This window comes from Pseudoalteromonas sp. (genome assembly GCF_041613455.1).
Taxonomy (GTDB): Bacteria; Pseudomonadota; Gammaproteobacteria; order Enterobacterales; family Alteromonadaceae; genus Pseudoalteromonas.
In genome coordinates this window covers 32,427-58,307 of sequence record NZ_JBFJHD010000003.1, presented here as the reverse complement: position 1 = coordinate 58,307, position 25,881 = coordinate 32,427, and the positions used below count along the sequence as shown (strand labels likewise).

The following is a 25,881-nucleotide window of genomic DNA, read 5'->3' as shown; positions in this document are numbered from 1 at the left end:
TCAATTAGTGGTAAAGCGGCCATTGTCGGGCTAGGTGCCACCGAGTTTTCTAAAAATTCAGGGCGTACCGAATTACGTTTAGCAATGGAAGCTACGTTAGCGGCGTTAGAAGATGCGGGAATTGATCCCAGTGAAGTTGACGGCTTTAGTAGTTATTCAGTGGATAAAGTACCCGAGTACGAAATTGCGCGTTTACTTGGCTGTAAAGAGGTTAAGTTTTTCTCACAAATACCTCATGGCGGTGGTGCTGCGTGTGCCCCCATTGTACATGCAGCTATGGCTGTGGCCAGTGGTGTAGCTAAAACCGTGGTGGTGTATCGGGCGATGAATGAGCGTTCTTGGTATCGTTTTGGTACCGGTGACTACGGTTTTTCATCAACCCCTATTTTTGAAAATGTGAATTACGGCTATTACATGCCCCATGGTTTTCATACTCCAGCAAGTTGGGTAGGCATGTTTGCACAGCGTTATATGTATGAGTACGGTGCAACGTCAGAAGATTTTGGTCGCATCGCCGTGGCGGCGCGTGACTTTGCGGCGACCAACCCTGCGGCATTCTTTTACGAAAAACCAATTACCTTGGCTGATCACCAAGCGTCAAAGTGGATATGTGAGCCGCTGCATTTACTTGATTGTTGTCAAGAATCTGATGGCGCGGTGGCAATGATCATTACCAGTGTTGAACGCGCCAAAACGCTAACACATAAGCCGGTAGTGATTAAAGCCGGTTCACAAGGTATTGCCGAAGGCCAGCAAAGTATGACCTCGTATTATCGCGATGATATTACCGGCTTACCAGAAATGGGCATCGTGGCTAAGGAGCTATACGCACAATCGGGCTTAGGGCCTGATGATTTTCAAACGGCGATTATTTACGATCACTTTACCCCTTTTGTACTCCCCCAGCTTGAAGAATTTGGTTTTGCTGAGCGCGGTAAAGCAAAAGACTTTATTCGCGCAGGGCATCATCAACGTGGTGGTAAGTTACCGATTAATACTCATGGTGGGCAACTAGGTGAAGCCTATATTCATGGCATGAATGGCGTGGCCGAAGCCGTAAGGCAAGTGCGTGGTACGGCAGTAAACCAAGTTGATAATGTTGAAAATGTACTCGTTACAGCGGGCACTGGTGTACCTACCAGCGGCTTGATTTTAGGCGCAGAGTAGGAGTGCAACATGTTTATTGATTTAACAGCAGAGCAACGGGCGCTACGCCTTGAAGTACGTGATTATTTTTCTCAATTAATGACCCCAGAGCTACGTAAAAAGCTACGTGGCAGTGAAGGCGGCGACGACTACCGTCAAGTGGTACGGCAAATGGGTAAAGACGGCTGGCTTGCCGTTGGCTGGCCAAAAGAGCACGGTGGTCAGGGTTATCAAGCCACCGAGCAATTAATCTTTTTTGAAGAAGCGAATATCGCGGGTGCGCCGCTGCCATTTGTTACTATCAGCACCGTGGGTCCGGCGTTAATGCAATACGGTACTGAGCTGCAAAAAGAAAAGTTTTTACCGGGAATTGCCAATGGCGAAATTCATTTTGCGATTGGTTATTCGGAGCCGAATGCCGGCTCTGATTTGGCTACCTTAAAAACCAAAGCAACCCTAGAAGGCGATAACTTTATTGTTAATGGCAATAAACTATGGACGTCGGGCGCAGACTCAGCCGACTATATTTGGCTTGCGGCACGCACCGATCAACAGCTGGCACGTCACAAAGGGATTTCTATAATGATTTTAGATACCCAAAGTGAAGGCTTTAGCAGCACGGTGATCCCTACCTGTTCCAATCCCACCGCCGCCACCTATTACGACAACGTAAAAGTACCCAAAGAGATGCTGGTGGGACAACTTAATGGTGGCTGGCAGCTTATTACCTCACAGCTGAATCACGAGCGGTTAGGGTTGGGGTCGTGGTCAGATAAAGTAGTGGGCTTATTTCGCCGCGTTTATTTATGGGCCAATAGCGCCGATGAACACGGCAAATGCGCCGCCGATAACCCATGGGTACGCGCAGCCTTAGCTGAGTGTTACGCTAAATTAGAAGCGATGCGGTTAATTAACTTTCGCATTGCTGCCGACTTAGAAAAAGGTCATATGGACATTGCGCTGGCTTCAATTACCAAAGTGTATGGCTCAGAATGTTCTATCGAGATCCTGCGCAAGCTAATCGATATTGTGGGACTTAATGGGATGGTGCGTGATGACTCTGCCGCGTCATTTTTAATGGGCGAGCTGGAATACGAAGTACGTGCTTCGGTCACCTTAACCTTTGGCGGTGGTACAAATGAGTTACAACGAGAACTGATTGCCCAATTTGGTATTGGTATGCCACGCGCAGTGCGCTAACAAAGGAGAACGGCATGAGTGATTTAACTGAGTTTCGTCAGCAAGTGCGTCATTGGCTTGAGGAAAACTGTCCGGTATCGCTGCGTACGCCAACACCAGAGGGTGAGCTTATTTGGGGGGGCAGTGAGGTGAACTTCAGCTTTGATGAGCAACGCCTGTGGTTTGAGCGCATGCGCGACAAAAACTGGTTTTGTCCAAGCTGGCCCACGCAATATGGTGGCGGTGGCTTATCGGCACAGCAAAACAGCGTATTAGAAAGTGAAATGCGCCGCTTAAAGTGTCGCCCGCCACAGATCAACTTAGGTATTTGGATGCTGGGTCCGGTGTTGTTACAACACGGTACTGAGCAGCAAAAACAGCAGTTTTTAACCCCGATGACCCGTGGTGCAGTGCGCTGGTGTCAGGGCTTTAGTGAGCCAAATGCGGGCTCCGATCTGGCTAATATTCGCACCAGCGCGGTTGATCAGGGCGATCATTATCTGGTCAATGGCAGTAAAATTTGGACCTCGTACGGCGATAAATCCGACATGATGTACGCGCTCGTAAGAACCGATGCTAAAGCCCCTAAGCATCAAGGTATTAGCTTATTATTACTGGATATGCACAGTGCAGGCGTAGCGGCTAAGCCGATTGATCTCATTAGTGGCAAGTCGTCTTTTTGTGAAGTGTTCTTTGACAATGTAAAAGTGCCCAAAGACAACCTGATCGGTGAGCTCAATGGTGGCTGGCAGCTGGCCAAAGAATTACTGCAACATGAGCGCAGTGCCATGTCGAAATTTGGTGAATTTCAATTGCCGACACACTTTGATCTGATGGCATTGCTGAGCGATTATATGCCCGCGCCACACAGTCCCAGTGAAGCGTTAGTGTTTAATAAAGCGGTGGCAGCCGAAATGGAGCAGCGAGCGTATAACCTCACCGCGCAGCGTTTGGGCGAAGAAATGCAAGCAGGAAAAAATTGCTTTGCACTGATGTCGATTATGAAGTTGGTGCACACCGAGCAAGAGCGCAGTAAGTTTGAGTTACTGCTCGATGCTATGGGGTATCGTGCGCTTGGCTGGCAAGACGATAGCTTTAGCGAACAAGAGCAAGCCGTTAACCGTGCTTGGCTGAATAGTTTTTCACAAACCATTGCGGGTGGATCGTCAGAGGTTCAGCTTAATGTAATAGCGAAGCGGGTGTTGCAACTACCCGAAAATAAAGGAGTAAGCGCATGAGTATGCTCTATAGCGATGACGATCGTATGCTCGCCGATAGCGCTGAAGAGTTTTTCAGTGCACAAAGTCCGGTGGCGGCGCAGCGTGCCTTACGCGATCACAGCAGTGAACTCAATTATGACCCTAATGTATGGCAACAAATGCTGGAGTTGGGCTGGGCAGGGGTTACCTTTCCCGAACAGTTAGGCGGCCTAGATTTTGGTTTTAAAGGCCTCGGCGCCATTTTTGAAGCAAAAGGTAAGTACTTAGCGGCCTCGCCAATGTTCTCCTCGGTGGTATTGTCTGGTTCGTTGTTGCAGCAACTAGCAAATAGCGAGCAGCAGGCTTGGCTTAGTGACATTATCAGTGGCGAAAAACGTGTCGCACTGGCGTTTGAGGAGCAAGCAAGGCATGCTCCCGACAGCTGCCTGACGACCGCCACTGAGCATGGCAACGACATTATTCTGACGGGTAAAAAAACCATGGTAATCGATGGCGTTAGCCCCGATGCCTGGTTAGTAACGGCATGTTATGAGGGCGAAAACCGAGTATTTATCGTGCCCTTTAGCGAGCAGGTTACTGTACAGCGCATTAATTTAGTCGACTCGCGTAATTATGCCGAAATTAGCTTTGCGCAACTAAAACTACCTAAAACCGCATTACTTGGCAGTGCTGCAGAGACGCGCAAAGCATTAGCACATACCCTTGACTTAGGGCGTTTGTGCTTAAGTTGTGAATTGCTTGGTGCGGCGAAAGCATTGCTCAATATGACCGTAGAATACCTAAAAGTACGCGAACAATTTGGTGTGAAAATTGGTACTTTTCAGGCATTACAGCACCGTGCTGCCCGTTGCTTTGTGGAACTGGAGTTGGCGCAATCAACCGTAATGGCGGCACTTAGCGCCGCTGATAACGCCGATAGTGAGTTCGCATCAAGTGTCAGCTTGGCAAAATGGAAACTTGCCAATACGGCTGATTTGATCTCCAATGAAGCGGTGCAAATGCATGGCGGTATCGGTGTCACCGATGAGCTAGATATTGGCTTATTTGTCAAACGCATTCGGGTTGCACAAATGTGCTTGGGCGATGCCGACTTTCACCACGCCCGTTTTGCAGCATTAATGGCTTAACTTTAAAGTTCAATTAAACATAAAAAACCAGCCTGTAGTGAAGCACTGTGGGCTGGTTTTTTGTTACTACGGTGAGTAATTTAAGATGAAGAAAGGGGGATTACTGCGCGGGGGCACCAGGCACGCCATAATAATATTGCCCTGCGGTTAGGCCGCCATCGACCACCATTTCGGTGCCATTACAATACGACGCGTGCTCAGAAACTAAAAATTTAACCATATTAGCCACTTCTTCAGGCTGGCAACCGCGTTGCTGGGGAATAAATTTATAGCGCGCATTAAGCTCATCGCTACTTAGCCCCTGAGGGTTAGTCATCGGGGTGTTTACCGCACCTGGGTGCACGCTATTAACGCGAATCCCCCATGGCCCCAGTTCAAGCGCTGCGGTGCGAGTGAGTCCTCTCACTGCATATTTACTGGCCGCATAGGCTCCGGTACCATTATTGGGTGAAATTGCTGAGGCAGAAGAGATATTTACAATGGCACCACTGCCGGCTTGTTTCATACAGGGGATCACGCTGTGCAAGCCTAAAAAGGTGCCGGTAATATTAATATCGATTAATTTACGAAACTGTTGTGGCTCGGTGGTTTCAAGTGTGGCAAACAGTAAAATACCGGCATTGTTGACTAAGATATCTATTTTTTGATGCTGCGCTAAAGTGGCCGCAACAATGGATTGCCACTGTTGTTCGTCGGTGACATCGTGTGTCATCGCTGTCACTTGGTTGCCAAGCTGTTGCGCCATTTGCTCCACCTCGGCTGGCAAAATATCGGTGGCTATCACCGTGGCCCCCGCATCAACTAGGGCTTGGCAAATTGCTCTACCTATACCGCGCGCGGCACCGGTCACGAGGGCGACTTTATTAGTTAAATCTATAGCATTGTTCATGAATTGTTTTCTCGCTGTAAAAGGAGTGATAGCTAGCTTGGCTAAGCCCGTAACAGGGTTAATGATGCAAAGGGCAGGTAGCTCGGCCATTATGCAAATAAAACAGGGGCAAGCGCCCCTAGATTAATTTATCCGGGGGGCTTAGCAGTTTAAGCCCGCTTTATAACCACTGCTAATAGCCCCTTCTATGTATTCGACGCTATGACAATCGCCGATATCTTGCACCGTATGGCCCGCAGCCATTAAGCTATTGGTTAAGCGACTGTCAGCGCTAATACCGGTGGCCATCACTACGCTGTCGGCAACACAGCTGTGGGCTTGCTCAGCGCGTGTATAGTGAACTACTTTAGTGTCGATAGCGGTGACTTGTGCTTCAGTAATTAAGGTGACACCGAGTTGTTTAACATGATCCAGCACGCGCCAGCGCCTGACAATACTCAGCTCAGTGCCTAAGTTGCGTGCGGACTCAATCACCGTGACTTGACGGCCACGCTCGGCTAAAAACTCAGCCAACTCTAAGCCCACTAAGCCACCGCCCACAATCGTGACCTGCTTGCCAAGCGGCATCCATAAATGGGATAAGCGTTGTAATTTACTCAGCTGTTTAGTTAAACCAAGGGCATTACCCGCTGCCAGCATTAAGCGTTGCAGCACGGTTAGTTTATTACGGGTATGCGCGCTGACATCACCGGTGAGTAATTGTCGCAATTGTTCACCCGACCATACATGGTTTAAATCTGTGCCGAGTATATTTTTGGGCATGCCTCGGCTAGCACCGGTTGCCACTAATACTTCATCGGCCTTTAGGCTGCTAATTAATTGCGGGGTTGCCGTGGTGTTGAGCTTTACTGTGACCTTAGATTGCGCCAGTTGATTTAAATGGTAATCAAGTAACTTGCCATTTTCAGCGTAGGCCAGCGCGGCAAAAAATAACGTGCCACCTAAGCGATTACTGCGCTCTAACAAGGTGACCTTATGACCGCGCGCACTGGCGGTAACAGCCGCTTCAATACCCGCCGGGCCGCCGCCAATCACTACGATGTGTTTTGCTTTATCGGTCATAATGACCTTGAGTTGAAATTCTTTCCCGGTGGCGGCATTAACCGCACATTTAACCCGCTGATTAATAAACACTTGGCTCACGCAGACATAACAATAGATGCAGGGGCGAATATTGTCGGCACGGTTGGCGCTGAGTTTATTTGGTAATTCAGGGTCGGCTAAGAGTTTTCGTCCCATAGCCACAAATTGACATTTACCGCTGGCAATCGCTGCATCGGCAACATCGGGCTCAAGGCGGCCCACCGCGATTACTGGTATCGAGACCGCTTTACTTACCTCGGCTGCCCAGTCTAAAAAGCCCGCCGGTTTATGCACCAGCGGCGCGGCGGTAAATGCAGAGCCGTTAGTTAATGTGGCATAAGCTGAAATACTCACCGCATTGACACCCGCGTGTTCAACCAGCTTGCTTACGGCAATACAGTCTTCAAGGGTAATGCCGCCTGGGGTATTGAGTTCGTGTGCGTCTAGGCGTACCCAAAGTGGCATGTCATTACCGACGCGCTCGCGTATTGCCGCGATTACCTCGAGCAGTAACCGGGCGCGGTTTTCAATACTGCCGCCATACTCGTCATCGCGTTTATTATAATAACTTGATAAAAAGCCCGCCAAAATATACGAGTGCGCACTGTGTAGCTCAATGGCATCAAAGCCCGCTTGCTGAGCGCGTTTTGCTGCGGCGGCGAACCATTCTACCATTTGCGCAATATCGGCTTTTTCCATTACTTTTATGGTAACCGGTTTATCTGCAGCGGGGCGTACAAAGGTGCTTAACTCTGTGGGGGTCACTGCTTGCATGATATCGTTTTTTGGTGGCGCGGGCGGCATGGAAGGGACCCATAACTCGCGCCCTTCGGCTAAATCGCGTACTGCGGTTTTTCCCGCATGTTGCAATTGCACCGCAATTTTAGCGCCATGTTTGTGCACTCGCTCGGTAAGTGCGGTTAGCCCCGGAATAAACTCATCTTTTGAAATGCCCACCTGATAAGGCTCGGCAGTGCCTGCGGGAAATGCAATGGCAATTGAGCCCATGGTAATAAGGCCGACACCGCCTTTTGCTCTGGCTTCATAAAACGCTTGAATACGCTCGCTACAATGGCCATCTGGATCAGCATAATTAGAGCCCATTGGCGCCATCATAATGCGGTTGCGCAGCGTTAATCCGCCTATTTCCCCCGGTTTAAGCAAGTGCTGATAATGTGACATAGATTAATACCTCTTATTATTTATGTTATTTGAGGTGCTGTATTAGCCGTGCTGTAGAAAATCAATGCAGCTGCTGTTAAACAAGCGTTGATGTTCTACTTGAACCCAATGACCACAACGGTTCAGCATAATAAAGCGTGCTGTGGGTACGTTATCCAAAATTTTATGCATGCCTTGATGGGGGTTAAATTTATCGTTAGTGCCCCAAAAACCAAGCACTGGGCAGTTCAGCTCGCCAAGCCGTTCGGTCATGTTTGGCACCATCATAGTGGTAAATAAATTAGCCGGTTGTGTGACTGCCACGGCGGCACGCTCAGCTAATATATCATCAGAAAGCACTTCTGAATCAAAAAGTTGTAACGACATCACTTCGCGCATTTGCGCAACCCCCATAGGGCCTCGGCTGTATACTTCTACCATGCGCACTATGCCTTCCATCGCAAAGTAAGTTTCGCGCTCTTCAACGCCCCCTGGAGCCATTAAAATGAGGCGCTCTACGGTATCGGGGTGATCAAGTGCTTGGCCCAGCGCAATCGCGCCGCCTAATGAGTTGCCTAATAACGTTACTTTAGGTAGCGCAAGGGCGCTAATAAAGCCATTTAGTGCAGTCACAAAGAATGCCAAATCGTAATTAACGTCATCGGGTTTATCAGAGCGGCCAAAACCGGGTAAGTCGAGCACAATATTACGATAACCCGCGTCAGCAAATTCAGGGTAATTACCTTTAAAGTTACTAAAACCGCTGGCACCCGGACCACTGCCATGCAGCCAAATAACCACAGGCCCTTGGCCTTGCTCTAAATAATGTAATTTTAGGCCGCTCTCTAGGGTAACAAAGTGTCCCAGTGGTAACGGTAAATCCTGCGCATTGCCTGGATTGGGTGTTTGCTGATTCAAAACGCTTACTCCTAATTTTGCCGTTCAAACAGGTAACGAAGCGCCATCACCTGTGCTGATTTATATAATTTTCCTACTCCATACTGCGTGCCACACCTGCTTAAAACATCGTCCATTTAGACCACTATTTTGTTTGCTGAGCTTAGTCTTGTTGGACGATGCTGCTTGTTATTACATCTTTCAGTATTAACGGGTAATTAATAGAGCTGCGACTGCAAATGTTGCTCTAGGTACGCCAAATTGGCTTGAGAAAAACAAGGGGATAAAAATGAAACATCAGGATCAAGTTGTGCTAGTAACAGGTGCAGGGCAAGGCATTGGCCAATCAGTAGTCAGTTATTTTGCAGCTGCAGGCGCGAATGTCGCTGCGGTAGATATTAACGCCGACACATTAAATGCCAGCGTTAATGATATTAACTCTAAAGTGGCCGGCAATATTGTGGCAATTACCGCCAACATTGCTAACAGCGAATCGGTACGCGATGCCATTGCCACAGTGGTAGAAAAATTTGGCCGACTCGATGCCATAGTCAATGTGGCCGGTGTCGGCTCTATTGATGCATTTGTAGATACGCCAGATGAAAACTGGGACAAAGTGATTGCAGTTAACTTAACCGGTACTTTTTTATGTTGTCGTGAGGCGGCCAAAGTTATGCAAGCCCAAGGATCGGGGTGCATTATTAATGTCTCCAGCACGGCGGCATTAACCGGTGAAGGCCCAAGTCATTATTGTGCTTCAAAAGCAGGAGTTATGGGGCTGACGCGCAGCATGGCACGCGAACTAGCGCCAGCAGGAATTCGCGTAAATACCATAGTACCTGGGCCCACTAATACCCCCATGATGGCCGATATTCCAGAAGAGTGGACACAGCAAATGATTGCATCCATTCCACTTGCTCGCATGGGCGAAGGTGAAGACATTGCCAAAGTGGCAGGCTTTTTAGCGGGTGATGATTCTGGCTTTATTACCGGCCAAAATATCGCCGTCAATGGCGGCATGGCCTTTATCTAGGAGTGAATATGAGTGACTTAAGTTTAAGCCTTGAACAACGCATTGACCGCCTAGAGTCTATTGAGTCAATTCGTCAGCTCGCGGGTAAATACGCGTTGTCATTAGATATGCGCGACATTGACGCCCATGTTGGCCTATTTGCTCCCGACGTACGCGTCGGGGGCGGCAAAAGCGGCCGAGCACATTTAAAAGCCTGGGTTGACTCAACACTGCGCGACCAATTTACCGGCACCTCGCATCATTTAGGTCAGCACATTATTGAGTTTGTTGACGAAAACAACGCCATTGGTGTGGTGTACTCTAAAAATGAACATGAAACCGGACGGGAATGGGTGCTGATGCAAATGCTGTATTGGGACGATTACCAACGTATTGATGGCGTGTGGTATTTCCGCCGTCGTCTTCCCTGTTATTGGTATGCCAGCGATATTAATTCAGCGCCGATTGGCGATATGAAAATGCGCTGGCCGGGTCGCGAGCCCTACACCGGCACCTTTCATGATTTGTTTCCCTCATGGCAGTCATTTTGGCAGCATCGCCCTAACCCCGATGCGTTACCCGAAGTGGCAACGCCCGCGCCAGTTGAACAGTTTTTACGGACCATGCGGGGTGATACCCCGGCACCTAAAATTCGCGTTCGTTGATTAACACCAAAGGAGATTATATTTTGCATAATAATAAAATTCCTTATGCTGGCAGTCTCGACAACGCACCAGTATCAAGAGCCGAAACACAACAAAAAATGGATAAGCGTGCCCTTGCGGTACGCTCGGTAGCGCCATCGCAAAAGTACAGCATCGCCGATCGCTTAGAAGCGCAAGCAGCAGCGCAAGGTGAGGCGCCATTTTTGTATTATCAAGGTAACAGCTACAGCTATCGCGAAGTGGATGCCCAAGCAACTAAATACGCAAAAGCAATACAGGCGCGCGGATTAATGGAAGGCGATGTATGCGCTATAGCAATAGAAAACCGCCCGGAATTTTTCTTTGCCTGGTTTGGCTTAACTAAGTTAGGTGTGGTGGTTGCCTTTATTAACACGCAAGTGCAGGGCAGTGTACTTGAGCATGCAGTGAATACCACTGAAGCCAAAGTGGTGATCGTCGGTGAAGAGTGCGTACAGCGTTTTATTGACACCCCCGAGCTGGCAAATAAGTCTATTTGGTTGCTCGGCGATGATGAAGTGGTTGATAAACCCACGCTGCCAGCGTGGATTGATGACCGCTTTGACAGCGATATTGCCGCGCGCAGCGATGCGCCTTGTGAGCAGGCTCGCGGCTCGACCGTAGGTGAAACCCCCACGTTACTTATTTTTACCTCAGGCACCACCGGATTACCAAAAGCGGCGATTTACAGTCATATGCGTTGGTTAACCTCGGGTGATGTGATGGTGGAAACCATTGACGCTACACCGAACGATGTATTTTATTGCTGTTTACCGCTTTATCATGGGGCGGCGGCGACCTCAGTGACATCAACGGCGCTGGCCGCTGGAGCGAGCATCGTGGTCAGGCGCAAATTTAGTGTTAGGCAGTTTTGGCATGATATTCAAACGCATAACATTACCGTTTGCCAATATATAGGTGAGATTTGCCGCTACCTGTTGAACTACGCTGAAGCGACGGGAGTAAAACCAAAAGATCATCAACTGCGCTGTATGTTAGGGGCTGGTTTAACCGAAACCAGTTGGCGGCGCTGGCTTGAGTACTTTGGTGATATGGATATACTGGAAGGGTGGGGTTCAACCGAAGCGAACACTAACTTACTTAACTTAGATAATTACATCGGCTCCTGTGGACGCGTGCCACGCTGGGATCGCACTAATTTTAGGTTAGTGAAGTTTGACACCGAAACCGAAACCCATGTTAAAGATGCGAACGGCCACTATGTACTTTGCCAACCCGGCGAAGTGGGGGAAGGGCTGGGAATGATCATTAACATGCCTGATTTTGGTGGCGGGCGCTTTGAGGGCTATACCTCAAAACAAGGCACTGAGCAGAAAATTTTACGCAATGTGTTTCAGCAAGGTGACGCCTATTGGCGCTCGGGCGATTTACTGCGCTACGATGACAACGGTTATTTTTATTTTGTCGATCGCATTGGCGACACATATCGCTGGAAAAGTGAAAATGTTTCATCGCAAGAAGTGGCCACAGCACTGGCCGAATACGAAGGCGCTGAGCTGGTTAATATTTATGGCGTACAGGTGCCTGAAAATGAAGGTCGTGCAGGCATGGCGGCGATTGTGATGCAGCCAGGACGGCAGTTCGATGCCGACGCGTTTTATGCTTTAACACAAGAAAAAGTGCCGAACTACGCGGCCCCTCAATTTGTGCGAGTGAGCAAAGCGGCCGACATGACATCCACCTATAAGCTGCGTAAAGTAGACTTACAAAAACAAGGCTATGATCCTATTGCCTGTAACGAACCCATTTTTGTGCGTAACGATAAGTTAGGCTGTTATCAGCCATACAGTGATGCAGCGTTACAAGCGGCCGGGTTTTTACCGTTTAGAAGTGATAAGGAGAGCAGCTAATGGGCTTAGCAGGAAACGCCGCGATTGTGGGGGCGGCGCAATATAAACCAGAAAAATACCAAACTGCACCGCAAATGTTCCACTTAGAACAAGTGGCTGACTTAGCAAACCAAGCATTGTTAGATGCTGGGCTACAAAAAAGTGATTTAGATGGCTTGGTGATTAACGGCCCGCACTTTCATGAAGCGTCGGTGTTTGTACCGGCAATGGCCGCGGAATATTTAGGCATTGAAGTCAATTTTGCCGAAGTAGTTGATTTAGGAGGCTGTACCGCCGTTGCACAAATTTGGCGTGCCGCGGCGGCGATTGAGCTGGGATTATGCCAAGCGGTACTGTGTGTTATTCCCGCGCGTATGGCACCCATGGGCCCCAATGAAGATCCCGCTTGGATGGCGCAAGCAATGCGTTATGGGGGGCACAGTACGGCATTTGGCGCGCCCGAAGCGGAGTTTGATTTGCCTTATGGGCATATGGGGCAAAACAGCGGTTATGCAATGATTGCACAGCGTTACGCAGCGCAATATGGCTACGATCAGGCAGCGATGGCGAAAATAGCTGTTGATCAGCGCTTTAATGCGCAGTACCACCGCGACGCTATTTTTAAAGGTAAAGAGCTCACGGTTGACCAAGTACTCGCTTCTAAAATGGTCGCCGATCCACTGCATGTACTTGAAATAGTGATGCCGGTATCGGGCGGCGCAGCGGTTATTGTGGCTTCTAAAGAAGTGGCTGCAAGAGCAAAAAAACGTCCCGCTTTTATTACCGGTTTTGGTGAGCGTTTATCATTTAAATCGCCATCCTACGCGCAAGATATGACAGTAACGCCAGTGGCCGAAGCGGCAAAGCGTGCGTTTAGCATGGCTGGGCTAACACCACAAGATATTCATGCGGCGCAAATTTACGATTGCTACACCATCACCGTGTTGCTGTCACTTGAAGATGCCGGCTTTTGTCCTAAAGGGGAAGGCATGCGCTTTATTAAAGAGCATAACCTTACCTTTAAAGGTGACTTTCCGATGAACACCCATGGTGGGCAACTTAGTTTTGGTCAAGCGGCCGCCGCTGGAGGATATTCGCAAGTTATTGAGGCTTTCCATCAAATTTCAAACTCTGCTGAGAAACGTCAACTAAAAGGCTGCGACAATGTATTTGTCAGTGGCACCGGTGGCGTCATGAGTGAGCAGGGCGCATTGATATTACAAGGAGGCTAGCATGGCAACGTTAAAACCTATGCCAGTAGCAACAGCTATTTCAGCGCCATTTTGGCAGGCGCTTAACGACAATCAATTAAAAATTCAGCAGTGCCAGCAGTGCCAAGGCTGGGTGTTTTTTCCCCGCAAGCACTGTACGCATTGCTTGGCGCACGACTTGCAATGGCAGCAAGTGAGTGGTGAAGGCACGTTGTACTCATACACGCTGACACGCATTCCCACGTTGCCAGAATTTAGTGACGAAATGCCGCAAGCATTAGCGGTGGTTGAGCTGGCGCAAGGGGTACGCATTAACACCACGCTTATCGATGTTGCAGAGCAAGACATTAAAATAGGCATGGCGGTAAAACCGGTATTTGACAAAGTAACTCGCGATGGCGACACCTTATTGCGATTTACTTCATGCGACAATGCCGGCGGCGTACGTGACTATTGCGATCCGCTTGAAGCACTGGAGCGCAACGACAAAGGGCAAGTTAAAGTGCCGCTTAGTAACCTCAGTGCCTTGTATGCATTGGCCGATAATAAATTTACCGACTGGAGTAATCAGCTGGTGGTTGATCAAGACTTGATTAACGCGTTTGCCGATTTATCGGGGGATGATTATTGGCTACACACCGATCCTGAGCGTGCCAAAACACAGAGCCCGTTTAAAACCACCATAGCCCATGGTTCATTAGTGCAAGTGCTACAGTCGCGCTTAACCATTGCCTTACCGTTTGAAATCACAGGCTTTAATACCATGGTTAACTATGGCTCAAACCGCTTACGCTTTCCAGCTCCGGTGCCTGCAGGTGCAACCATTCATGGCCGCAGTAAGGTAAAAGACATCAGCATGTCACATAAAGGGGTGCAGTTAACCCTAGAAATGAACATTCATGTGCTTGGCAATGACAAACCGAGTGTGATCAACGATTTGGTGATTCTGTACCGCTAACGCGTATCAACAGAGTATAAAATAGCACGCCGCTGCGCCCCTTTAGGGTGCCGCGGCTTTTTGTTTTTTAGATTTAAGTTTATGACATTTAATGCTTTTTTTTCGTGTTGAGGGTTAGTCTCAATGGACGATGAAGCAATAGTAATTTGCCCTAATAATGAACCTAATCACAATTTTGTTAGAGAGGGTTCATGGATATTCGCGCTTTAGGTTATTTCGTAGCACAAACTGACGCGCCACATGAGTGGCAACACTACGCAGAGCAAGTATTAGGGATGATGACGGCGCCAACTGACGACGGTGGCTTCTATATCAAAATGGATGAGCGTCCATATCGCATGTTAGTGCAGCCCGGTGCAGACAAACGCTATTTTGCCTCTGGTTGGGAACTGACAGGCGCAGCGGCTTATAACGAAGCGAAACAAACGTTACTCGATAAGGGCATTGCCTTTGAAGAAGCCGGAGCAGCGTTATGCGCGCAGCGCCGCGTTCAAAGCATACTGATTGTGAATGACCCTGCGGGTAACCGTCACGAGCTGTATTGGGGTCATGTGTCTGACTGCCAACCGTTTATTTCTCCTCAAGGTGTGCCTGCATTTGTTACCGGTGAGATGGGCTTAGGCCACACCGTGCTGCCAGCACCAAATTTTGACGAAACCTTTGCGTTTTTAACCGACGTGTTGGGGTTTGCATTATCAGATTTATTTAATTTTAAACCGGCACCAGAGGCCGACCCGATTCGCATTTACTTTATGCACTGTGGTAACGCGCGGCATCACAGTTTAGCGATTTGTGAGTTTCCAGCCCCTAGTGGCTGTGTGCATGCCATGGTGGAAGTGGAAAACATGACCGAAGTGGGCCGCGCACACGACAGACAGCAGCAGCATCAAGTACAGCTTTCGGCCACTTTAGGCCAGCACCTGAACGACAAAATGACCTCGTTTTATATGAAAACACCATCGGGCTTCGATTTAGAGTATGGCTTTGGTGGTTTGCAAGTTGATAACTGGGAAGAGCATTGCGCTTTTGAATTTAGCCGAGTGAGCCTGTGGGGCCACGATTTCTCAGTAGGAGAAAAATAATGAATAAAACAACAACAACCGCACAGATGGTGGCAGAGCTGCGTGATGGTATGACTATTGGTATTGGCGGCTGGGGTCCGCGTCGCAAACCAATGGCGCTAATTCGTGAAATTTTAAAATCAGATCTGAAAGATCTAACCATCGTCGCCTATGGCGGTGCCGATGTGGGCATGCTGTGTGCTGCCGGTAAAGTAAAAAAGCTGATCTTTGCGTTTGTCTCGCTGGATTTCATTCCACTGGAACCGTTTTTTCGTCAAGCGCGCGAGCAAGGTGAGCTTGAGCTAATGGAAATCGATGAAGGCATGCTATTACTGGGTCTGCGTGCTGCAGCATGGGGCTGCCCGTATATTCCCACGCAAGTAGGCTTAGGCACCGATGTATTGACCCATAACCCCGATATTCAAGTGATTGATAGCCCCTATGATGATAAAGAGTGGGTCGCCATGCCAGCACTGAAACTTGATGCGGCACTGGTGCATGTTGATCATGCCGATGAGCGTGGTGTGTGTCAGATCTCAGGCCCCGATCATTACCTAGACGATTGGATTGTGCGCGCGGCAAATAAAAGCTACATCACCTGCGACAAACTGGTGAGCAGTGAGCACTTTTATGATCGCACCGCGGCAGACAAGGTATTTTGGGAGCGCAGTTTAACAACCGCGGTATGTGAAGTTCCCGGTGGTGCGCATCCTACCAGCTGTGCACCGTTTTACGGCATCGATAATAAACACTTGCTGCAGTATAACAAATACGCAAAAGAAGGCGGCTTTAGTGCTTACTTTGCTGAGTTTATTAACAATAAATCAGAGCAAGAGTACCAAGCTAATTTAGGCGGCATCGAGGCGATCCGTCAAATCCCGAACACCCGTTACTAAGGCAGGACATTAACATGACAGCAACTCAATACAGCTTGGCAGAATTAATGATTTGTGCCGCAGCAACCGCATTTGATAACGACGGTGAAGTACTTGCCACCGGCATTGGCGTGATCCCGCGTTTAGCGGCAAGTGTCTCAATGAGCACCAACAACCCAGATTTAATGATGACCGACTCAGAAGCTTACTTACTAAGTGAGCCTAACCCCATTGGCCCGCGCGCTGACGACTTTGTACAGCGCAACGAAACGTGGATGGGTTTTTCCCGCATTTTTGACAATGTGTGGAGCCGTAAACGCCATGCCATGATAGGGCCAACACAAATTGATCAGTACGGCCAATGTAATATTTCAGCGCTCGGCGGTGAATACGCTAAGCCAAAAATTCAAATGTTAGGGGTGCGTGGTTTGCCGGGTAACTCGATTAGCCATGCCAACTCGTTTTTTGTGCCCAATCACAGTAAGCGCGTATTTGTAGCGCAAGAATGTGATGTGGTGTGTTCTATTGGTTACAACCCAGCGCGTTTGCCAAAAGGGTATCAGTTATCGGATGTCGATATTCGTTTAGTGATCACCGATATTTGTGTGATGGATTGGCAAGGGCCAGAGCATCAATTGCGCTTAGTCAGCGTGCACCCTGGAGTGAGCGTAAAAGAAGTGATTGAAAAAACCGGCTTTGAAATTCACGTTGAGGAACACACCCCAACTACCGCTGCGCCAACCGCGGAGCAATTAGCGTTAATTGCTAAATTAGATCCGCATAACCTGCGCGCCAAGCAACTAAAAGACAACCCACCGGGTGTACGCCCTGAGGAGTCATAATGAGTCACGTTCAAACAATCGATGACGTGGTGTTATATGAAGTGCGTGAGCAGGTGGCTGTAGTCACCATGAATCGCCCAGAATATAACAACGCGCAAAACTCGCAAATGACCTACGCATTAGATAAAGCGTTGCAATTAGCGTGTAACGACGACGAAGTAAAAGTGATTGTACTGGCTGGTAACGGCAAGCACTTTTCTGCTGGCCACGACATCGGCACCCCTGGGCGCGATGTTGATAAAAGCTTTGAGCGCACCACGCTTTTTTACGATCACGCTAATAAGCCGGGTGGCGAGTTTTTGTACGCCCGTGAACATGAAGTGTACCTAGGAATGTGCCGTCGCTGGCGTGATTTACCTAAGCCGACCATCGCTATGGTTCAAGGTGCCTGTGTAGCGGGGGGCTTAATGCTGGCATGGGTGTGCGATTTAATTATTGCCGATGACAACGCGTTTTTCTCGGATCCCGTGGTACGCATGGGCATTCCTGGGGTGGAATACTTTGCCCATGTGCATGAACTTAACCCGCGTATTGCCAAAGAGTTTTTATTTACCGGCGACCGCATGTCGGCAGACCGTGCTTATCAAATGGGCATGGTGAACCGCGTAGTACCGAGCGAAAACTTACAAGAAGCCACCTTTACACTAGCAAATCGCATTGCACAAATGCCACGACTGGGTTTGCAACTTACCAAGCAAGTGATTAATAACGCCGAAGATTTAATGGGTAAGCGCTCAACCATGGATATGGCATTTGGCTTACATCATTTTGCTCATGCGCATAACGAAACAATCTCAGGCGATCGGTTAGGCGGTTATGATGCTAAAGCGATGGCGAACGCGAATAAATCAGCAGCCAAGGAAAACTAACCATGAGCACACAGAGCAATATGGCTGATACCCGTTGGAGTACGCCGTTAACAGAGGCACTGGGCTGTCGTTACCCGATTATTCAAACGGCGATGGGTTGGGTCTCTGATGCAAACCTGGTTATAGCAACAACGCGCGCGGGCGGTTTTGGTTTTTTAGCGGGCGCGACGATGAGCACTGAACAAGTAGAAAGCGCGATAAAAACAGTTATTGCAGCGACCGGAACCAGCAATTTCGGTCTTAATTTTCATATGTTTCAAGAAAATGCGCAGCAATGTCTGGATTTAGCCATTGCCTATAAATTACGTGCAGTGAGTTACGGACGCGGCCCTGATAAAGCCACTATTGCCCGCCTGAAAGCGGCAGGGGTACTGTGTATTCCCACCGTGGGCGCGGTAAAACATGCGGTAAAAGCGGTGGCAATGGGCGCCGATATGATCACCATTCAAGGCAGTGAAGGTGGCGGTCATACTGGCAGCGTACCGAGTACTATTTTGTTACCGCAAGTATTAAATGCGGTGTCAGTGCCGGTGATTGCTGCGGGTGGTTTTTCCTGCGGGCGAGGCTTAGCTTCGGTGTTAGGCGCAGGCGCTGCAGGCATGGCAATGGGTACTCGTTTTTTACTGACCAGTGATGCACCGACACCGAAAATTACTCAGCAGCGTTATTTGGATACCCAAGACAGTGCCGATATTCGCATTTCTACCGCGGTAGATGGCCTGCGGCATCGCATGATCAACACGCCGTTTATTGATGACTTAGAGCGCGCGGGTGGAACGAAACGCTTATGGCTGGCATTAAAAAGTGCTCGTCAGTGGCAACAAGAAACCGGCATGACATCGCTACATATGCTCAAAGTATTCATTAATGGTTTACGGGAAGATCCTAAAGCGGCTGCCACCTTAGTGATGTCGGCTAATCAACCAGTGTTAATTCAAAAATCCATGGTTGAGGGTAAACCCGATGAAGGTATTTTACCCAGCGGCCAAGTCGCGGCGGTAATCGACACCTTACCCAGCGTTGAAACGCTGATAAACGAAATTATCGCCGAGGCAGATACTTGCCTTGAGCAACTGTTAATGCGCCGGACTAACCGGTCAGTCGAACAAGAGGCCTAAGCTATGAACCCAGCATTTACTAGCCATATCGAAAATGGTATTGCCGAAATAATTATTAATAAAGCACCGGTTAACGCACTTGACAGTGTGGAATGGCAAGCGCTCGCTGATCTTGTTAACAGCATTGGTAAAGACTTTGCTGCGCGGGTATTAATTATTCGCGCAGAAGGGCGTGGTTTTTGCGCCGGTGTGGATATTAAAGAGTTAGATCAATACCCGGAGCGTATTGTCAGCGTTAATGCCGGTAATTACGAAACTTTCAAGGCGGTGCATTTGTGCCCCATTCCAGTGATTGTTGCCCTGCATGGTTATGTGCTCGGTGGTGGCATTGGCATTACCGGCGCTGCCGATATTGTGGTGGCGTCAGAATGCACCACCTTTGCATTACCTGAAGTAGACCGCGGTGCGATGGGCGGCGGCGCGCATTTACAACGCTTATTTCCGGTGCAAAAAGTACGTTACCTGTTTTTTACTGGCGACACGATTACGGTGCAAGATGCCGACAAATACGGCTTTATTGAGCGTATTGTACCAAAAGCACAATTACGTGATGCCGCTCTGGAAATTGCTAGCAAAATTGCCGCTAAAAGCGCTGATATGATCCGTATCGCCAAAGAAAGCTTGAATGGCATTGAGGATGGTGATTTAGAAGCCAAATACCGTTGGGAGCAAGGGTTTACACTACAAGCCTATACCAGCCCAGATTCTGCTGAAACCCGCCGCGCGTTTGTCGACAAGCGCGACGCGAATTTTTGAGGCCGACTATGAAACTAACTTTTACCCCAGAACAACAAAGCTTCCGTATGGAAGTGCGCCAGTGGCTGGCAGACAATGTGCCACAAGAAAAACTGCCCACCTACGACACCAAAGAAGGCTTTGAGTTGCACCGCCAGTGGGAGCGTAAGTTACACCAAGCTGGATTATCTATGGTGATGTGGCCTAAAGAATATGGCGGTCGCGGTTGTAACTTAATTGATTGGCTTATTTTTGAAGAAGAATATTACGGCGCCGGTGCGCCGGGTCGAGTGAACCAAAATGGGCAACTATTACTGGGCTCTACGTTACTTGAATTTGGTACGCAGCAACAAAAAGCCCATTTTCTACCGCGTATGGCATCCAGCGAAGACATGTGGGCGCAAGCGTGGTCTGAGCCCAATGCTGGCTCTGATATGGCTAACATTAGTAGTAAAGCGACGTTGAGTGGCGACCACTACATTATTAATGGCCAAAAAACCTGGTCTACGCGGGCGACGTACGCTGATTGGGCGTTTGGTTTGTTTCGCTCTGAAGCGGGATCACAGCGCCACCACGGCTTGTCTTTTTTAATGGTGCCGTTGGATGCAGAGGGCGTCACTATTCGCCCAATTAAAGCCCTTGATGGTGAAGATGCCTTTGCCGAAATATTTTTTGATAACGTTAAAGTTCCGGTAGCAAATCGCATTGGTGAAGACGGCAAAGGCTGGCATGTGGCCATGGCTACTGCCGGCTTTGAGCGGGGATTACTGCTGCGCTCGCCGGCGCGTTTTCAACAACCGGTGCGCAAATTGGTGCAACTATACCGTGATAACAAAGCGGCGGCCGATCGCGATCCTGCCATTGGCGCTGCGGTAGCTAAATGTTGGGCGGATGCCGAAGCGTATGCATTGTCGGCGTATAACACCGTTGGACGCATCAGCCGAGGCGATAAAATTGGCGCCGAATCAAGCCTTAATAAAGTGTTTTGGTCTGAGCTGGATTTGCTTATTCATCAAACGGCGATGGATATTTTGGGCGCAACGGGCGAATTATTGTCGTCGGCGCCTCTTGCCGCAGAGCATGGCTATTGGTTAAACGGCTTTTTGTTTTCTCAAGCGGGCCCAATTTATGCGGGCGCCAATGAAATTCAACGCAATATTGTTGCTGAGCGTGTGCTTGGCCTACCTAGATAGTGAGTGACACTATGGATTTTACCTTTACAGAAGATCAATTAATGTTTCGTGAAGCTATCAGCCGCTTTTTAATGACTGAGGCGGCACCGGAAGCATTACGCGAAATATGGGAAACCGACGCGGGTCGCTCTCCCGAGTTACGCAATAAAATGGCAGAGCAAGGACTCACGGCGTTATCGGTGCCTGAGCAATTTGGTGGCTTGGGCATGGGCGACATAGCGTGGTCATTAATGACGCAAGAGCTAGGTTACTACGCTATTCCCGACTCCCTTGCCGATACGGCTTATGTCGGCAGTGGCGTATTTTCGGCGCTTGATGATAGTGTGGCGTGCAAAGCCGATTACTTAGCTAAAATCTGTGCCGGTGAGCTGCGCTTAGCCATTGGTCATTCGTGCAGTGAGCTGGTGTCGGATGCGCATTTGGCGCAGGTATTATTAATGCAGCACGGCGATGAAGTGCATTTAGTGCCGCGTGAGCAAGTGGATAACGTGGTTAACTTAAGTATTGATGCGTCGCGCCGGTTATCGCAAGTCACTTGGCAACCTAGCGCCGACACCTGTATTGCCAACGGTGCTGCGGGTGAAAAAATTTGGCATGACGCGCTTAATCGTGGCGCGCTATCGGTAGCTGGACAATTACTCGGCTTAGCGCAGCGGATGCTCGATTTAACCGTTGATTATAGTGTGCAGCGTAAGCAGTTTGGCAAAGCCATTGGTAGCTTTCAGGCTGTAAAACATCACTTAGCCGATGTGGCTGGAAAAATTGAAATTGCCAAACCGGTATTGTATCGCGCGGCGTGTTCGCTGGAAAACAACCACCCGTTGGCGGATGTGCATGTGTCTCAAGCACGTAACTTTTGTAGTGAAGCGGCAGCACTGGCAGCGCGCCATGGGATTCAAATTCATGGTGCGATGGGGTATACCTGGGAAGTGGACTTACAAATGTTTATGAAGCGCAGTTGGGCACTGAATAATAGTTGGGGGGATAGCATTTTTCACCGCGCCAGAGTGCAAGATTATGTACTTAATTCTGATGTTGATCTAGCCCCTGCTAAAACATTTGAGGGCGCATTATGACTCATGCTTATATTGTAGATGCATTACGTACTCCAACAGGCCGGCGTAAAGGCGGCTTGGCCCATATGCATGCCATCGACCTAGGGGCGGCGGTATTAAAGCCGTTAGTTGAGCGCAATAACATTCCCGCAGCAGATTACGATGATGTCATTTTTGGCTGTGTCGATACAATTGGCTCGCAAGCGGGAAACATTGCTCGCACCAGCTGGTTAGCGGCGGGGTTAGCAATGAATGTGCCGGGCACCACGGTTGATCGGCAATGTGGCTCATCGCAACAAGCAGTGCACTTTGCAGCGCAAGCGATTATGAGCGGCACGCAAGATGTGATTGCGGTAGGCGGTGTGCAAACCATGACACAAATTCCTATTTCGTCAGCCATGCTTGCCGGGCAGCCGCTGGGTTTTAGTACCCCGTTTGCCGAGAGTAAACTATGGCATGCGCGCTTTGGCGATGCGCCGGTTAATCAGTTTTATGCGGCGCAACGCATTGCCGATCATTGGGGCATAAGCCGTGCCGATATGGAAGTGTTTGCGTTAGAAAGCCACCGCCGTGCATTAGCGGCGGCCGCCGAGGGACGCTTTGATCGCGAAATTGTGGCGGTTGCAGGGTTAACTGCCGATGAAACGCCCAGAGAAAGCAATTTGGCTAAAATGGCAGAGCTGGAGCCAGTAGACCCTACTTTTCCAAGCATTACTGCTGCGGTGTCGAGCTCGGTGTGCGATGCATCAGCAGCGATGCTGATTGTGTCTGAGCGCGCGTTAAAAAAATACAACCTCACGCCACGTGCGCGCATTCATCATGTAAGCGTATTAGGAGATGATCCTATTTGGCACCTTAGAGCGCCCATTCCAGCTACTATTGCGGCATTAAAAAAAGCCAATCTAACACTTGATGATATTGATTTGGTCGAAATTAATGAAGCGTTTGCCTCTGTGGTCATGGCGTGGCTAAAAGAAACCGGTTACAGCCATGAAAAAACCAACGTTAATGGTGGTGCCATTGCGTTAGGGCATCCGCTGGGAGCGACTGGGGTGCGCTTAATGACCGGATTACTCCATGAATTAGAGCGGACAGGCGGGCGTTATGGCCTACAAACCATGTGTGAAGGCGGCGGCTTAGCCAATGTCACCATCATTGAACGATTATAATTAAGGAGAAAGCTATGGCTATTTGCCAACAACGTACAGTGATTATTACCGGCAGTGGTGGCGGCTTAGGCCGAGCTTATGCATTGGCCTTTGCAGCAGCAGGTGCCAATGTGGTAGTGAACGACATTCGCCTTGATGCCGCAACAGCAGTGGTTGATGAAATTGTTACCGCGGGCGGTAATGCGATTGCTAATTGCAGTGACATTACCACCACTGCCACGGCGCAGCAGATAGTAGATGACGCGATTGCTGCCTTTGGTGAAGTGCATGTATTGGTGAACAATGCCGGCGTATTACGCGATGGTATGTTTGTTAATTCGAATGAAGAGGGTTGGGATATGGTGATGCGAGTGCACTTAAAAGGGCACTTTTGTTTAGCCAATATTTTAAGCCGCCGTTGGCGCGATCAGGCCAAAGCGGGCAACCCCGTCGCGGCGCGTATTATTAACACCAGTTCTGGTGCCGGTTTGCAAGGCTCGGTAGGGCAGGCTAATTACTCGGCTGCGAAAGGCGGCGTGGCTGCACTAACATTAGTGCAAGCGACGGAGTTAGCCCGTTACGGGATCACCGTAAATGCATTGGCACCGGCAGCGCGTACCGCAATGACCGAATCGGCGATGCCAGATGTGGTGAAAAAACCCCAAGACGATAGCTTTGATGCTTGGGCACCGGAAAATGTTGCCCCTTTAGTTGTATGGTTAGGCAGTGAAGCATCAAGCGCCGTCACCGGACAAATATTTGAAACGCAAGGCGGACGTATTTCATTATGTGATGGCTGGCGCACCGGCCCCACGATTGATAAAGGCGCCCGCTTAAATGTTGATGAAATTGCCGGCGTGATTGAGCAATTAAATGCCCAAGCGGTAGCACCACAAAAGGTATGGGGTAGCAAGTAATGACGCAGGTAAATTTAGCGAGACGACGACTTATACAAGCATGTGGCGCACTAGGTAGCATGTCTATGCTAGGTTTATCGCTTTCAAGTCAGGCTTCGGCTGCAGCAACCGCTAAGCCGAGGCAAGACGACTATGACAATTGGGATATGTCGACCATGGCGAATTTATTGCGCCAAGGCGATGTAAGCCCATTAGAATTAACCGACAGTGCAATTGCACGGTTTGAAGCCCATGCTGCGCTTAATATGATAGCCGTTAATCATTTTCAGCAAGCACGCGAGCAGGCACAAAAGTTAAACCAATTAAGCACTGCACAGCGAACAGCTAAAATGGCCCGCGCGCCGCTGTTAGGCGTGCCGTTTGCGCTTAAAGATTTAGGCGTAACTATGGCCGGTACTATTACCACTAATGGTTGCCGTTTTTTTAAAGATAATCGAGTGGCTGAAAATTCAACCTTAGTCAATCGCTATCAAGCCGCAGGGCTGAACATTATGGCCAAGCTTACCAGCCCTGAGTTTGGTCAAACGCCTACCGGGGAGTCGAGCTTACATGGCGACACGCTCAACCCATGGAATACGGGTTATAGCAGTGGCGGCTCATCGGCAGGCTCTGCGGTGGCGGTGGCGGCGAGGATATTACCCGCCGCTCATGGTAGTGATGGTGGCGGCTCGATTCGTATACCTGCCGCGCATTGCGGGCTATTTGGACTTAAACCCAGCCGTGGCCGAGTAGCCTCTGGTCCCACGAACTTAGAAAGCTCTATGGGGTTATCTGTTCATCATGCCTTAACACGCAGTGTGCGTGACTCGGCATTACTGTTGCAACTGAGTCAAGGGGCTGAGCCAGGCTCGCGGGTGACGCTAGCTAACGATGATATGTTAGCTGCAGTAAATGCACAGCCCAAGCGCCTTAAAATTGCGTTAATGGACAGCCACCCATTTGGCTACCCGTTACATCAAGACTGTAAAGATGCGCTAAATAAAACCATTAAACTGCTGACTAGCTTAGGGCACATTGTTGAGCAAGCACAGCCAACACTGCCACTGGAGCAAATGTTTGCTGGTATGGGGATTGCCACGTCAAGTGGCATGCTGAACGCGGTACAAGCCAGAGAATTAAAACTCGGACGTGCGGCACGTGAAGATGAGTTTGAAGCCATTGTGTGGGGGCACTTACAGCGGGCTAAAGGGTTTACTGCACAGCAAATGCTCGCAGCGCGCAGTGCGTTTGATCAGGGCGGGCAAGCCTTTGATATGTTTTTTAACGACTACGACGTTATTTTAGCGCCAGTAACCACAGCGCCGCCGCCAAAAATAGGTGAGCTTAGTTTAAATCAACCCTACGATGCCTTTGTCCAGCAGGTACTAAAAGCATCCCCCATTGCGGCATTATTTAATATGACAGGGTTACCCGCCATGTCGGTGCCACTGCATTGGAATGACAATGGTTTGCCAATAGGTGTGCAGTTTGCCGGTGCGTATGGCAGTGAGGCGCAATTACTTACGCTGGCTGCGCAATTAGAGCAAGCCGCGCCGTGGGCCGATAATAGGCCACCTATATTAAGCTAAGGCACAAAAATAGAGCGCTGCTAAGCAGCAAACCACAAAAGAGCCAACTAGGCTCTTTTTTAGTTGTAAAAGTAGCAACTATGC

The 25,881-nt window shown here is 49.2% G+C and carries 23 protein-coding genes; 20 read left to right on the top strand and 3 right to left on the bottom strand.

Annotated elements, in window-relative coordinates; genetic code table 11:
* The 4 genes from ABYB02_RS00760 to ABYB02_RS00745 all read left to right on the top strand — a co-directional run.
* A partial coding sequence (locus tag ABYB02_RS00760; protein WP_372760056.1) for a lipid-transfer protein occupies positions 1-1,167 on the top strand: 1,167 nt, incomplete at its 5' end.
* Positions 1,168-1,176: 9 nt separating this feature from the next.
* A complete protein-coding gene (locus tag ABYB02_RS00755) occupies positions 1,177-2,346 on the top strand; it encodes an acyl-CoA dehydrogenase family protein (protein ID WP_372760054.1) in 1,170 nt (389 codons plus the stop codon).
* 14 nt (positions 2,347-2,360) lie between these two features.
* The gene (locus tag ABYB02_RS00750) at positions 2,361-3,563 is read left to right on the top strand and encodes an acyl-CoA dehydrogenase family protein (protein ID WP_372760053.1); all 1,203 of its coding nucleotides are present in this window, start codon (positions 2,361-2,363) and stop codon (positions 3,561-3,563) included.
* Positions 3,560-4,672 carry an acyl-CoA dehydrogenase family protein gene (locus ABYB02_RS00745; RefSeq protein ID WP_372760051.1) on the top strand — a complete coding sequence of 371 codons (1,113 nt, stop codon included), beginning with the start codon at positions 3,560-3,562 and terminating at the stop codon, positions 4,670-4,672. The genes ABYB02_RS00750 and ABYB02_RS00745 overlap by 4 nt, the downstream gene beginning before the upstream one ends.
* A gap of 100 nt (positions 4,673-4,772) precedes the next feature.
* On the opposite strand, the gene ABYB02_RS00740 is transcribed toward ABYB02_RS00745, so the two are convergent.
* The 3 genes from ABYB02_RS00740 to ABYB02_RS00730 all read right to left on the bottom strand — a co-directional run bounded on the left by ABYB02_RS00740 (position 4,773) and on the right by ABYB02_RS00730 (position 8,723).
* Positions 4,773-5,561, bottom strand: coding sequence for an SDR family NAD(P)-dependent oxidoreductase (locus ABYB02_RS00740; protein ID WP_372760049.1), 789 nt, complete (start codon positions 5,559-5,561; stop codon positions 4,773-4,775).
* 141 nt (positions 5,562-5,702) lie between these two features.
* A complete protein-coding gene (locus ABYB02_RS00735; protein WP_372760047.1) occupies positions 5,703-7,826 on the bottom strand; it encodes an FAD-dependent oxidoreductase in 2,124 nt (707 codons plus the stop codon).
* A gap of 42 nt (positions 7,827-7,868) precedes the next feature.
* Positions 7,869-8,723, bottom strand: a complete 855-nt coding sequence (locus tag ABYB02_RS00730) for an alpha/beta fold hydrolase (protein ID WP_372760045.1) — start codon at positions 8,721-8,723, stop codon at positions 7,869-7,871.
* A gap of 268 nt (positions 8,724-8,991) precedes the next feature.
* Here ABYB02_RS00730 and ABYB02_RS00725 point away from each other — a divergent pair, with 268 nt between their 5' ends.
* The 16 genes from ABYB02_RS00725 (at position 8,992) to ABYB02_RS00650 (ending at position 25,797) form a co-directional block, all read left to right on the top strand.
* On the top strand, positions 8,992-9,735 hold the full coding sequence (locus tag ABYB02_RS00725; RefSeq protein ID WP_372760043.1) for an SDR family NAD(P)-dependent oxidoreductase: 744 nt from the start codon (positions 8,992-8,994) through the stop codon (positions 9,733-9,735).
* A gap of 8 nt (positions 9,736-9,743) precedes the next feature.
* A complete protein-coding gene (locus ABYB02_RS00720) occupies positions 9,744-10,379 on the top strand; it encodes a nuclear transport factor 2 family protein (protein WP_372760041.1) in 636 nt (211 codons plus the stop codon).
* A 23-nt stretch (positions 10,380-10,402) separates the two neighbouring features.
* Positions 10,403-12,268 (top strand): long-chain-acyl-CoA synthetase, encoded by a 1,866-nt coding sequence (locus ABYB02_RS00715; RefSeq protein WP_372760039.1) that lies wholly within the window; start codon positions 10,403-10,405, stop codon positions 12,266-12,268.
* Positions 12,268-13,479, top strand: a complete 1,212-nt coding sequence (locus ABYB02_RS00710) for a thiolase family protein (protein ID WP_372760037.1) — start codon at positions 12,268-12,270, stop codon at positions 13,477-13,479. The genes ABYB02_RS00715 and ABYB02_RS00710 overlap by 1 nt, the downstream gene beginning before the upstream one ends.
* Position 13,480: 1 nt before the next feature.
* Complete coding sequence (locus tag ABYB02_RS00705) at positions 13,481-14,416, top strand: OB-fold domain-containing protein (protein ID WP_372760035.1); 936 nt, start codon at positions 13,481-13,483, stop codon at positions 14,414-14,416.
* 191 nt (positions 14,417-14,607) lie between these two features.
* Positions 14,608-15,498, top strand: coding sequence for a VOC family protein (locus tag ABYB02_RS00700; protein WP_372760033.1), 891 nt, complete (start codon positions 14,608-14,610; stop codon positions 15,496-15,498).
* Positions 15,498-16,373 (top strand): CoA transferase subunit A, encoded by an 876-nt coding sequence (locus ABYB02_RS00695; protein ID WP_372760031.1) that lies wholly within the window; start codon positions 15,498-15,500, stop codon positions 16,371-16,373. The genes ABYB02_RS00700 and ABYB02_RS00695 overlap by 1 nt, the downstream gene beginning before the upstream one ends.
* 14 nt (positions 16,374-16,387) lie before the next feature.
* Positions 16,388-17,194: a CoA-transferase subunit beta gene (locus tag ABYB02_RS00690; RefSeq protein ID WP_372760029.1), complete on the top strand. Its 807-nt coding sequence runs from the start codon at positions 16,388-16,390 to the stop codon at positions 17,192-17,194.
* Complete coding sequence (locus tag ABYB02_RS00685; RefSeq protein WP_372760027.1) at positions 17,194-18,063, top strand: enoyl-CoA hydratase; 870 nt, start codon at positions 17,194-17,196, stop codon at positions 18,061-18,063. The genes ABYB02_RS00690 and ABYB02_RS00685 overlap by 1 nt, the downstream gene beginning before the upstream one ends.
* A 2-nt stretch (positions 18,064-18,065) precedes the next feature.
* Positions 18,066-19,181, top strand: a complete 1,116-nt coding sequence (locus ABYB02_RS00680) for an NAD(P)H-dependent flavin oxidoreductase (protein WP_372760025.1) — start codon at positions 18,066-18,068, stop codon at positions 19,179-19,181.
* A 3-nt stretch (positions 19,182-19,184) separates the two neighbouring features.
* Complete coding sequence (locus ABYB02_RS00675) at positions 19,185-19,937, top strand: enoyl-CoA hydratase family protein (RefSeq protein WP_372760023.1); 753 nt, start codon at positions 19,185-19,187, stop codon at positions 19,935-19,937.
* A gap of 8 nt (positions 19,938-19,945) precedes the next feature.
* Entirely contained in the window at positions 19,946-21,109 is a 1,164-nt protein-coding gene (locus ABYB02_RS00670; protein ID WP_372760021.1) for an acyl-CoA dehydrogenase family protein, read from the top strand.
* 11 nt (positions 21,110-21,120) lie between these two features.
* A complete protein-coding gene (locus ABYB02_RS00665) occupies positions 21,121-22,185 on the top strand; it encodes an acyl-CoA dehydrogenase family protein (RefSeq protein WP_372760019.1) in 1,065 nt (354 codons plus the stop codon).
* Positions 22,182-23,333, top strand: coding sequence for an acetyl-CoA C-acetyltransferase (locus ABYB02_RS00660; RefSeq protein WP_372760017.1), 1,152 nt, complete (start codon positions 22,182-22,184; stop codon positions 23,331-23,333). The genes ABYB02_RS00665 and ABYB02_RS00660 overlap by 4 nt, the downstream gene beginning before the upstream one ends.
* A gap of 14 nt (positions 23,334-23,347) precedes the next feature.
* Entirely contained in the window at positions 23,348-24,229 is an 882-nt protein-coding gene (locus ABYB02_RS00655; RefSeq protein WP_372760015.1) for an SDR family oxidoreductase, read from the top strand.
* Positions 24,229-25,797: an amidase gene (locus ABYB02_RS00650; RefSeq protein WP_372760013.1), complete on the top strand. Its 1,569-nt coding sequence runs from the start codon at positions 24,229-24,231 to the stop codon at positions 25,795-25,797. The genes ABYB02_RS00655 and ABYB02_RS00650 overlap by 1 nt, the downstream gene beginning before the upstream one ends.
* Positions 25,798-25,881: the final 84 nt, after the last annotated feature.